Genomic DNA, 11,196 nt, shown 5'->3' on the forward strand with positions numbered 1-11,196 from the left:
ATCATGCGTAAATCCCTTCTGGCTTCCGTGCTGTTTGCCGCCGGCCTGAGCGCCGCCCTGCCGCTTCAGGCCAAGGAACTGCTCAACAGCAGCTACGACATCGCCCGCGAACTGTTTGCCGAGATCAACCCGGTCTTTATCGAGCACTGGGAAAAGGAAACCGGTGAAACCCTGGAAATCAAACAGTCTCACGCCGGCTCTTCCCGTCAGGCTCAGGCCATTCTTCAGGGTCTGCGTGCCGATGTGGTGACCTACAACCAGGTGACCGACGTGGACGTGCTGCACCAGAAAGGCAAGCTGATCCCCGCCGACTGGAAGGCCCGCCTGCCCAACGACAGCTCGCCTTATTTCTCCACCATGGCGTTTCTGGTGCGTGAAGGTAACCCCAAGAACATCAAGGACTGGAACGACCTGACCCGGGACGATGTGCAGCTGGTGTTCCCCAACCCCAAGACCTCCGGCAACGGCCGTTACACCTATCTGGCCGCCTGGGGTGCCGCACACCAGCAGTTTGATGGTGACCAGGACAAGATCCGCGAGCACATGGCCAGGCTGATCAAGCAGGTAGCGGTGTTCGACACCGGCGGCCGTGGCGCCACCACCACCTTCGTGGAGCGGAGCATCGGCGATGTACTGATCACCTTCGAGTCTGAGGTAAACAACATCCGCGCCCTGAACCCGGAGGCCGGCTATCAGGTGGTGGTACCGCCGGTAGACGTGCTGGCCGAGTTCCCGGTGACCTGGATTGACCGCAACGTGGAGCGTAACGGTACAGCCGAGCAAGCCAAGGCCTATCTGGAATTCCTGTATACCCCGGAAGCCCAGCGCATTCTGGCCAACTACTACTACCGGGTGCATGACGAAGCCGTGGCCGCCGAAGTGGCCGATCGTTTCCCCGCCACCTCGCTGTTCAAGGTCGAAGACATCTTCGGCAGCTGGGAAGAGGCCATGGCCACCCACTTCGCCAACGGCGGCAGCCTGGATCAACTGCAGGCACAGGGACGCTAAACCATGGCGGCGCTGTTAGGGACCAAACGGGTACTGCCGGGCTTTACCCTCAGCCTGGGCACCAGCCTGCTGTTTGTCAGCCTGATCATACTGCTGCCGCTCACCGGCCTGGTGATCAACACCAGTCAGATGGGCTGGGAGCAGTACTGGCAGGTCATCAGCGACCCGCGGGTAGTGGCCACCTACAAGGTCACCCTCAGCGCCGCCGCGGTGGCCAGCCTGTTCAACATGCTGTTCGGGCTGTTGATGGCCTGGATCCTGACCCGCTATCGCTTTCCCGGCCGGCCCTGCTCGACGGCCTGATGGACCTGCCCTTCGCCCTGCCCACGGCGGTGGCCGGCCTGACCCTGGCCTCGCTGTTCGCCACCAACGGCTGGTACGGCGCCTGGCTGGCCGAGCTGGGCATCAAGGTGTCTTACACCTGGATGGGCATAGTGGTGGCCATGGTGTTTACCAGCGTGCCCTTCGTGGTGCGCACCGTTCAGCCGGTGCTGGAAGATCTGGGTCCGGAATATGAAGAAGCGGCCGCCACCCTCGGCGCCAGCCCCTGGCAGGCCTTCAGCCGGGTGGTGCTGCCCGAGCTGAAGCCGGCACTGATCACCGGCACCGCACTGTCGTTTACCCGCAGCCTGGGGGAATTTGGCGCCGTCATCTTCATCGCCGGCAACATGCCCTGGCAGACCGAAATTACCTCGCTGATGATCTTCATCAAACTGCAGGAGTTCGACTATGCCGCCGCCAGCGCCATCGCCAGCGTGGTACTGCTCGCCTCCTTCGTGCTGTTGTTCCTGATCAACGGCATTCAGAGCCGCTTCATGCGCCGCGTGCGAGGAAACAGCTGATGGAACAAACGCTGACACTTAATTCATCCCGTCCCTGGGGCCGCTGGTTGCTGATTGGCACCGGCGTGGTGCTGACCCTGCTGTTGCTGGTGGTGCCATTGCTGGCCATTATCGCCGGGGCCTTCGCCGCCGGTGTGGGCGGGGTGCTGGAGAACCTGAACGAGCCGGACATGCTGCACGCCATCGGCCTGACCCTGCTGGTGGCGGCCCTGACCGTGCCCATCAACCTGGTGTTCGGCACCCTGCTGGCCTGGCTGGTCACCCGCTTTCAGTTTCGGGGTCGCCAGCTGCTGCTGACCCTGATGGATGTGCCCTTCGCGGTCTCGCCTGTGGTGGCCGGTTTGCTCTATCTGCTGATGTACGGCGTGAACGGCCCGGTCGGCGGCTGGCTCGACGGCCATGACATGCAACTGATGTTTTCCTGGCCGGGTATCGTCATGGTCACTGTGTTCGTTACCTGCCCCTTCATGGTGCGTGAGCTGGTACCGCTGATGAGCAGCCAGGGCACCGACTCGGAAGAAGCGGCCGTGCTGCTGGGTGCCAGCGGCTGGCAGCTGTTTCGCAAGGTAACCTTGCCCAATATTCGCTGGGCGCTGCTGTACGGCGTGATCCTGACCAACGCCCGGGCTGTGGGTGAGTTCGGCGCCGTGTCGGTGGTGTCCGGCGGTATTCGCGGCGAAACCAATACGCTGTCGCTGCACGTCGAACTGCTGCATCAGGACTACAACGCAGTCGGCGCCTTTACCGCCGCCGCCCTGCTCACCCTGATGGCCGTCATTACCTTATTGTTCAAATCCTATCTCGAGTGGCGCCTGCACAGCGCCGAAGCACAGGAGTAAGACCGCATGAGTATTCAGATTGAGGGTATTCACAAGTCCTTCGGCAAAACCCGGGTGCTGCACGACATCAACCTCGACCTGCCCAGCGGCCAGCTGGTGGGACTGCTGGGCCCTTCCGGCTCGGGCAAGACCACGCTGCTGCGCATCATCGCCGGTCTGGAGCAGGCCAACGGCGGCCGCATCCACTTCAACGGTACCGAGGTAACCGACCTGCACGCCCGGGATCGCCAGGTCGGCTTCGTGTTCCAGCACTATGCCCTGTTCCGCCACATGACGGTGTTCGACAACATCGCCTTCGGCCTGAGCATCAGGCCGAAGCGGGAGCGTCCGTCCACCAACGACATCAAGCAACGGGTTGGCAGCCTGCTGGAGATGATCCAGCTGTCCCATCTGGCGGACCGCTTTCCGGCGCAACTGTCCGGTGGCCAGCGTCAGCGCGTTGCCCTGGCCCGGGCGCTGGCGGTAGAGCCGCGCGTGCTGCTGCTGGACGAGCCCTTCGGCGCCCTCGATGCCCAGGTGCGCAAGGAACTGCGCCGCTGGCTGCGCCGCCTGCACGACGAGCTGCACTTCACCAGTATCTTCGTGACCCACGATCAGGAAGAGGCGCTGGATGTGTCGGATCAGGTGGTGGTGATGAGCCAGGGCCGGGTCGAACAGATAGGCAGCCCGGACGACATCTGGCAGCAGCCGGCCAGCCGTTTCGTGCTGGAGTTTCTGGGTGAGGTGAACAAGATCGACGGCGAGATCCATGGCAGCCGCTTCAAGGTGGGCCATTATCCACTGCAGCTGCCGGTGGCCAGCCATCGTCAGGGCCAGGCCAGCTGGTATCTGCGCCCCCACGAAATCAGCCTGAGCACTCAGGCCGATGCCCGGCATTCGCTGCCGGTGCAGGTGACCGACGTCAACCCGCGCGGCGCCCTGCTGCGGCTGGAGCTGGAACCCCAGGACTGGCCCGGCCCCTTGCTGGAAGCCGAACTGCCCCGCCAGCAGCTGGAGCAGGCCCGCCGTGGACAAACCCTTTATCTCGGCAGCCAGGGCGGCCGCCTCTACGTCGGCGATCAGCAGCTCACCGACGACAGCCTGGCATTAACGGCTTGAAAGCGGGGACTGGCACTCCCCAGTCCCTGCTCCCTAATCCCTGCAGTTACCCGTTGAACACCCCGGATGACAGGTAACGATCGCCCCGGTCGCAGATGATGGCGACGATAATGGCGTTGTCGACCTGCTCGGCCAGCCGGAGCGCGCCGGCCACGGCACCACCGGAGCTGACACCGCAGAAGATGCCTTCTTCTTTCGCCAGTTTCAGCATGGTGGCCACCGCCTCTTCCTCACTGATATCCAGCACCTGATCGACCCGGCTCTTCTCGAAGATGCCCGGCAGATAGGCCGCGGGCCAACGACGAATGCCCGGAATGTTACTGCCTTCGCAGGGTTGCAGGCCGACGATCTGAACCTCCGCATTCTGCTGCTTGAGGTATTGCGACACCCCCATGATGGTACCGGTGGTCCCCATGCTGGACACGAAGTGGGTCACCCGACCTTGGGTCTGCTGCCAGATCTCCGGCCCCGTAGTCAGCAGGTGTGCCTCCGGGTTATCCGGATTATTGAACTGATCGAGGATCACACCCTTGCCGTCGGCCGCCATCTTGTCCGCCAGATCCCGCGCGCCTTCCATGCCGGCCTCCTTGCTGACCAGGATCAGCTCGGCACCATAGGCCAGCATGGAGGCCTTGCGCTCTTCGGTGGCGTTGTCGGGCATGATCAGCACCATGCGATAACCCTTGATCGCCGCCGCCATCGCCAGGGCGATGCCGGTGTTGCCGCTGGTGGCTTCGATCAGGGTGTCGCCGGGCTTGATGGCACCACGGGCCTCGGCCTGACGGATCATGTTCAGGGCCGGTCTGTCTTTTACCGAGCCGGCCGGGTTGTTGCCTTCCAGCTTCACCAGCACCTGGCTGCCGGTATGGCTGGCCAGGCGCTGCAGTCGGACCAGGGGGGTATTGCCGACAAAATCCTCAATGGTCGGGAATTGCATCGTTAATCCTTGAAAGATGTGCATAGATAGGGCGTTGACGCCAGTTTACCCGATGTCACCGGCCCGGGACCATGCCGGCGCATCCATGTTCTTGCCGGGCTGTGTATCCCGGCTCCTTATTATTGCTGAACCAGTGCCAGCCGGGCACCCAGTGCCATCATCAGACCGCCCGAAATCCGGTTCAGGTAAACCGACACCCGCTCACGGCCCTGCAAGCCCCGCTTCAGGCGCTGGCCGAGCAGGCCGTAGCCGCCGTTGCAGAGGGTGGCGGTCAGGGTGAATACCAGCCCCAGCTGCAGCAACTGCATCGGCACCGAGCCCCGCTCCTGGCTGATGAACTGGGGCAGAAAGGCGAGAAAGAACAGCGCCACCTTGGGATTGAGCAGGCCGACCATCAACCCCCGATAGAAAATCCGGCCTATGCTGTCGCTGTGTTGCGCCTCGGGCAGATGCAGGGTCGAGGCACTGCGCAGACTGGTCCAGCCCAGATAGAGCAGATAGGCCGCGCCCAGATACTTGAGCACCATGAAGGCGGTGGCCGACTGCATCACCAGGGCCGACAATCCCGCCACCGCCAGCAAAGTATGGCCCAGGTAGGATACACCCAGCCCAAGTGCGGCCCAGAGGCCGGCAAAACGACGCTCGCCCAGCGCTTGCGACAGCACAAAGAAGATATCCGGTCCCGGTGTCAGATTCAGGGCCAGGCAGGCGGGAATAAACAACAACCAGAGTTCCATTTTGCACCTCAAGCAGGCTCGCGCCGGTGAATACGAAAACAGGATAAGGGATTGATAATATGCTACAACCTCTCAAGTCCTGTCATGTCGTCTATATCGTCATGCCCCCTGTATAAAGGAGTCTGTATGCCGCTGCAAGGACTTGATGCCCTCTTCCGGCCCACCAGCATCGCCGTCATCGGCGCCTCTCATCGGGATGATGGCGCCGGCAAGCTGGTGATGAAAAATCTGCTCGCCGGTAATTTCAGCGGCCCGATCATGCCCGTTAACCCCAAATACCAGGCCGTGGCCGGGGTCATGGCCTATCCCGATATCCAGAGCCTGCCCCGGATACCGGATCTGGCCATTATCTGCACGCCAGCCGGCAAGAATCCGGGCATTATCGACCAGCTGGGCCGAAAGGGCTGCAAAGCCGCCATTATTCTCGCCGCCGGCACCTCTTCCGAGCAACGGGAGCAGATGAAAGCCAGTGCGCGAGAGCATAAAATGCGCCTGCTTGGTCCCAACAGCATGGGGGTGATCATGCCGCACCTGGGGCTGAATGTCAGTTTTGCCCCCTTTCCGGCCAAACCGGGTCGAATTGCCTTTGTTTCGCAATCGGCAGCGGTGTGCGCCACCATTCTGGACTGGGCTCGCCACAACGATATCGGCTTCTCTCACTTCATTTCTCTGGGTGATGCCTGCGACATCGATTTCGCCCAGTTGCTCGACTATCTGGCCCGGGATCGGCACACCAGCGCCATACTGCTGTATATGGACGCGGTGCAGGATGCGCGAGGCTTCATGTCGGCGGCGCGAACCGCCTCCCGCAACAAGGCGGTGTTGGTGGTAAAAAGCGGAAAGACCCGCATCGGCGCCCAGCTGGGCCACCTGCACACCGGCGGTAACGTGGGCATGGACGCGGCCTACGACGCCGCCATCCGCCGGGCCGGTATGCTGCGGGTACGAGACACCCACGATTTGTTCGCGGCGGTGGAAACCCTCAACCATGCCCAGAGCCTGCGCGGCGAGCGACTGGTTATCCTCACCAACGGCGGCGGACCGGCCATCATGGCCATCGACACCCTGTTGGCCCGGGGTGGCAAGCTGGCCAGCCTGAGCGAGACAACCAAAACGGCACTGGACAAGGTGCTGCCGCCGTCTTGGTCCCATACCAATCCCATCGATATCGTCGGCGATGCACCGGTTGAGCGCTATACCGACAGCCTGAAAGTGCTGCTCGACAGCGAGGACTTCGATGCCATCCTGATCATGCATGCGCCCTCCGCCGTCGTGTCCAGCACCCGGGTGGCCAAAGAGATCATCCACGTCATCGGGGAACACCCTCGCGCCCGCCGCTTCAATATTCTGACCAACTGGTCCGGTGAAACCAGCGTGTTTGAAGCGCGCCGCTGTTTTACCGACGCCGGCATTCCCACCTACCGCACCCCGGAAAGTGCCGCCAGCGCCTTCATGCATCTGGTCGAATACCGCCGCAACCAGAAGCAGTTGATGGAAATTCCCGAGTCCATCTCCGATATGCCCAGTGACAGCGAGACGGTGAAGCTGCTGATCAAGGAAGCCCTGGATCAGGGGATCAGTCAGCTCGATACCCATGAGGTCAGCCGACTGATGGCTGCCTACGGCCTTCACACTCTGCCCACCTGGATTGCTTCCGACGCCACCGAGGCGGCTCATATTGCCGAGCAGATAGGCTATCCGGTAGCAGTCAAGCTGCGATCTCCGGACATTGTGCATAAATCAGATGTATCCGGCGTGGTGCTCAACCTGCGCTCGGCCGCGGAGGTAGCTCAGGCCGCCGATGCCATTCTGGACCGGGTGCGACAGACGTATCCCGGAGCCCGCATTCATGGCCTCATGGTACAGCGCATGGCCCGCCGGGCCGGCTCTCAGGAACTGCATATCGCCATGCGCTCGGATCCGGTGTTTGGCCCGGTGATCCTGCTCGGCGATGGTGGCATCGACTGGGAAGGCGAAGAGCAGGCCGCCGTGGCCCTGCTGCCGCTGAACATGACCCTGGCCCGTTACCTGGTGATCCATGCCCTCAAAAGCGGCAAGGTCAGGGCCAACCGTTCGCAGCAATCGCTGGACATGGAAGCCATCTGCCGGGTGTTGACCAAGGTGTCCCACCTGATCATCAATCATCCCGAAATCACCCGGCTCGATATCCATCCGCTACTGGCCACCGGCAAGGAGCTGATCGCCCTGGATGTCAGCATGCAGCTCCACCCCTTCGAAGGAGACGGGCAGGCCCGCCTGGCGATACGCCCTTATCCCAAGGAGTGGGAAGAGCCGGCCCAGCTCAAGGATGGCAGCAGCATACTGCTCCGACCGATATTGCCGGAGGATGAGCCCGCTCATAAGGAGTTTGTCAGCCATGTCTCCGATGAAGACCGCTATAAACGCTTCTTTGCCGATGTGGTGATCGGTCACGAAGAGCTGGCCCACATGACGCAAATCGATTACGACCGGGAAATGGCCTTCGTGGCCGTGGCAGAGGACGGCAATATTCTGGGTGTGGTACGAGCCATGTCGGATCCGGATAACGTCGACGCCGAGTTTGCCGTGCTGGTGCGTTCCGATCTCAAGGGCGTCGGTCTGGGCCGATTACTGATGGAGAAAATCATCCGTTACGCCCACATTCGGGGGCTCAATACCCTGAGCGGCATCACCATGCCGTCGAACCGGGGCATGATTACCCTGGCGCGCAAGCTGGGTTTCAAGGTCAAGGTACAACTGGAAGACGGCATCGCCGAGCTCAAGCTGTCTTTCAACCGGGAGGAGGAACAGTAGCTATAGTTGGAGCAGAACCAGATACATAACAGGGAGTTGCACCATGTCGGTTACACGCATTTTAGTCAGTCCAGAAGGACCACAGTTTTCAAGACTGGTAATGGGATATCAACGCCTGCTGGAGTGGCAGCTGTCTCCCCGGGAGCTGCTCGGTTTTATCGAGCAGCATCTGGAGCTGGGGATCACCACCGTCGATCACGCAGACAGCTACGGTCACCATGGCTGCGAAGCGGCCTTTGGCCAGGCACTCGCCCTCAAGCCCGGTTTGCGCGAGAAACTACAAATCGTCAGTCAATGCAGCATGGTATCGGGTGGCTCTGGTTTAGCACCGCAAGCGGCTCACGACAGCAGCGACAAGGCCCATATCATTGCCTCGGCAGAGCACTCGCTGCGCCACTTCAATACCGATCATCTGGATCTGCTGCTGCTCAATCACTCCGATTACCTGATGAACGCCGATGAAGTAGCCAAGGCGTTCAACAACTTGAAAAAAAGCGGCAAGGTGCGTCATTTCGGGGTCTCCAATTTTACCCCCCGCCAGTTTGAGCTGCTGCAATCGCGGCTGGAATACCCGCTGGTCACCAATCAGATAGCCATATCGCCGCTGCATCAGCACGGCCTCATCGATGGCACCCTGGATCTGTGTCAGCAACGGCATATCAGACCCATGGCCTGGTCCTGTCTGGGCGGAGGCGCCCTGTTCAAGGCGTCTGCTCATCAGGCATTAAGGGACGAACTGGCGCAGGTAGCGCTGGAAGTGGATGCCACCAGCATAGAACAGGTGGTATATGCCTGGATAATGAAGCTGCCCAGCCAGCCACTGCCCATTATCGGCTCGGGCAAGATAGCCCGCATCAAGCAGGCGGCACAGGCAGAAGACCTGCCATTGACCCGACAGCAGTGGTATCGCATTCAGCGGGCAGGGATGTAGATTGAAAAAACCAGAACGAAAAAAGCCCGACTCTTTCGAATCGGGCTTTTTAATTGGGTGCCTGGCAGTGACCTACTTTCACATGGCAGCTGCCACACTATCATCGGCGCGGGTGCGTTTCACTTCTGAGTTCGGCATGGGGTCAGGTGGGACCACAACGCTATCGCCGCCAGGCATAAACTGGTGTTTGTCAGCTAAGGCTAACAAACGCTGGAAAGCTGTTTTTGTTTGAAATAATCATTTGTAGTTGCCTGCCTACGCAAGGTCTCACACTTCTTGGGTGTTGTATGGTTAAGCCGCACGGGTCATTAGTACAGGTTAGCTCAACACATCACTGCGCTTACACACCCTGCCTATCTACGTCTTAGTCTCAAACGGCCCTTTAGAGAGCTTGAAGCTCTAGGGATGACTCATCTCGAGGCTCGCTTCCCGCTTAGATGCTTTCAGCGGTTATCGATTCCGAACTTAGCTACCGGGCAATGCCACTGGCGTGACAACCCGAACACCAGAGGTTCGTCCACTCCGGTCCTCTCGTACTAGGAGCAGCCCCTCTCAATCATCCAACGCCCACGGCAGATAGGGACCGAACTGTCTCACGACGTTCTGAACCCAGCTCGCGTACCACTTTAAATGGCGAACAGCCATACCCTTGGGACCGACTTCAGCCCCAGGATGTGATGAGCCGACATCGAGGTGCCAAACACCGCCGTCGATATGAACTCTTGGGCGGTATCAGCCTGTTATCCCCGGAGTACCTTTTATCCGTTGAGCGATGGCCCTTCCATACAGAACCACCGGATCACTATGACCTACTTTCGTACCTGCTCGACCTGTCCGTCTCGCAGTTAAGCTGGCTTATGCCATTGCACTAACCGTACGATGTCCGACCGTACTTAGCCAACCTTCGTGCTCCTCCGTTACTCTTTGGGAGGAGACCGCCCCAGTCAAACTACCCACCAGGCACTGTCCGCAACCCCGATAAGGGGCCTACGTTAGAACATCAAACATACAAGGGTGGTATTTCAAGGATGGCTCCACGGCAACTGGCGTCACCGCTTCACAGCCTCCCACCTATCCTACACATGTAGGGTCAATGTTCAGTGCCAAGCTATAGTAAAGGTTCACGGGGTCTTTCCGTCTAGCCGCGGGTATACGGCATCTTCACCGCAAATTCAATTTCACTGAGTCTCGGGTGGAGACAGCGTGGCCATGATTACACCATTCGTGCAGGTCGGAACTTACCCGACAAGGAATTTCGCTACCTTAGGACCGTTATAGTTACGGCCGCCGTTTACCGGGGCTTCGATCAAGAGCTTCACCTTGCGGCTAACCCCATCAATTAACCTTCCGGCACCGGGCAGGTGTCACACCGTATACGTCCTCTTGCGAGTTTGCACAGTGCTGTGTTTTTGATAAACAGTTCCAGCCACCTGGTCACTGCGACTGGCCCAAGCTCCATCCGCAAGGGACTTCACTCGCTCCAGCGTACCTTCTCCCGAAGTTACGGTACTATTTTGCCTAGTTCCTTCACCCGAGTTCTCTCAAGCGCCTTGGTATTCTCTACCCGACCACCTGTGTCGGTTTGGGGTACGATTAACGTGCATCTGAAGCTTAGAGGCTTTTCCTGGAAGCAGGGCATCAATGACTTCGCCACCGTAGTGACTTCGTCTCGGGTCTCAGCATTGTGCGTCCGGATTTACCTAAACACACTGCCTACATCCTTTCACCAGGACAACCAACGCCTGGCTCATTTAGCCTTCTCCGTCCCCCCATCGCAATACACGTCAGTACGGGAATATTAACCCGTTTCCCATCGACTACGCGTTTCCGCCTCGCCTTAGGGGTCGACTCACCCTGCCCCGATTAACGTTGGACAGGAACCCTTGGTCTTCCGGCGTGGAGGTTTTTCACCCCCATTATCGTTACTCATGTCAGCATTCGCACTTCTGATATCTCCAGCATGCTTCACAACACACCTTCGCAGACTTACAGAACGCTCCCCTACCACTCA

7 protein-coding genes, 2 rRNA genes and 1 pseudogene are annotated in these 11,196 nt (G+C 60.0%); 6 read left to right on the forward strand and 4 right to left on the reverse strand.

The genetic code is table 11. The features are described 5' to 3' along the window. The first annotated feature begins 3 nt into the window (after positions 1-3). From cysP to cysA, 4 genes and pseudogenes are all read left to right on the forward strand, one after another. Positions 4-1,008, forward strand: coding sequence for a thiosulfate ABC transporter substrate-binding protein CysP (gene cysP / locus BFR47_RS15670; RefSeq protein WP_071473929.1), 1,005 nt, complete (start codon positions 4-6; stop codon positions 1,006-1,008). A 3-nt stretch (positions 1,009-1,011) separates the two neighbouring features. After that, a pseudogene (gene cysT, locus BFR47_RS15675) lies at positions 1,012-1,850 on the forward strand (sulfate/thiosulfate ABC transporter permease CysT). Further along, positions 1,850-2,689: a sulfate/thiosulfate ABC transporter permease CysW gene (cysW, locus tag BFR47_RS15680; RefSeq protein WP_071473930.1), complete on the forward strand. Its 840-nt coding sequence runs from the start codon at positions 1,850-1,852 to the stop codon at positions 2,687-2,689. The pseudogene cysT and the gene cysW overlap by 1 nt, the downstream one beginning before the upstream one ends. A 6-nt stretch (positions 2,690-2,695) precedes the next feature. Next, a complete protein-coding gene (gene cysA / locus BFR47_RS15685; RefSeq protein WP_071473931.1) occupies positions 2,696-3,787 on the forward strand; it encodes a sulfate/thiosulfate ABC transporter ATP-binding protein CysA in 1,092 nt (363 codons plus the stop codon). 46 nt (positions 3,788-3,833) lie between these two features. Here cysA and cysM read toward each other — a convergent pair whose 3' ends face one another. Both cysM and BFR47_RS15695 read right to left on the reverse strand, forming a co-directional pair. Beyond that, complete coding sequence (gene cysM, locus BFR47_RS15690; protein WP_071473932.1) at positions 3,834-4,724, reverse strand: cysteine synthase CysM; 891 nt, start codon at positions 4,722-4,724, stop codon at positions 3,834-3,836. Between the two features lie 119 nt (positions 4,725-4,843). Then, the gene (locus tag BFR47_RS15695; RefSeq protein ID WP_071473933.1) at positions 4,844-5,461 is read right to left on the reverse strand and encodes a LysE family translocator; all 618 of its coding nucleotides are present in this window, start codon (positions 5,459-5,461) and stop codon (positions 4,844-4,846) included. Between the two features lie 126 nt (positions 5,462-5,587). On the opposite strand from BFR47_RS15695, the gene BFR47_RS15700 reads away from it, so the two are divergent. After that, on the forward strand, positions 5,588-8,254 hold the full coding sequence (locus BFR47_RS15700; protein WP_083399183.1) for a bifunctional acetate--CoA ligase family protein/GNAT family N-acetyltransferase: 2,667 nt from the start codon (positions 5,588-5,590) through the stop codon (positions 8,252-8,254). Positions 8,255-8,297: 43 nt separating this feature from the next. Beyond that, on the forward strand, positions 8,298-9,185 hold the full coding sequence (locus BFR47_RS15705; protein ID WP_071473934.1) for an aldo/keto reductase: 888 nt from the start codon (positions 8,298-8,300) through the stop codon (positions 9,183-9,185). Positions 9,186-9,244: 59 nt separating this feature from the next. Here BFR47_RS15705 and rrf read toward each other — a convergent pair. Together rrf and BFR47_RS15715 are read right to left on the reverse strand one after the other, a co-directional pair. After that, a 5S ribosomal RNA gene (gene rrf / locus BFR47_RS15710) occupies positions 9,245-9,359 on the reverse strand. 113 nt (positions 9,360-9,472) lie between these two features. Beyond that, a 23S ribosomal RNA gene (locus BFR47_RS15715) occupies positions 9,473-11,196 on the reverse strand; the annotation flags it as partial.

Origin of the sequence: Oceanisphaera psychrotolerans, assembly GCF_001870485.1 — a bacterium.
Taxonomy (GTDB): domain Bacteria; phylum Pseudomonadota; class Gammaproteobacteria; order Enterobacterales; family Aeromonadaceae; genus Oceanimonas; species Oceanimonas psychrotolerans.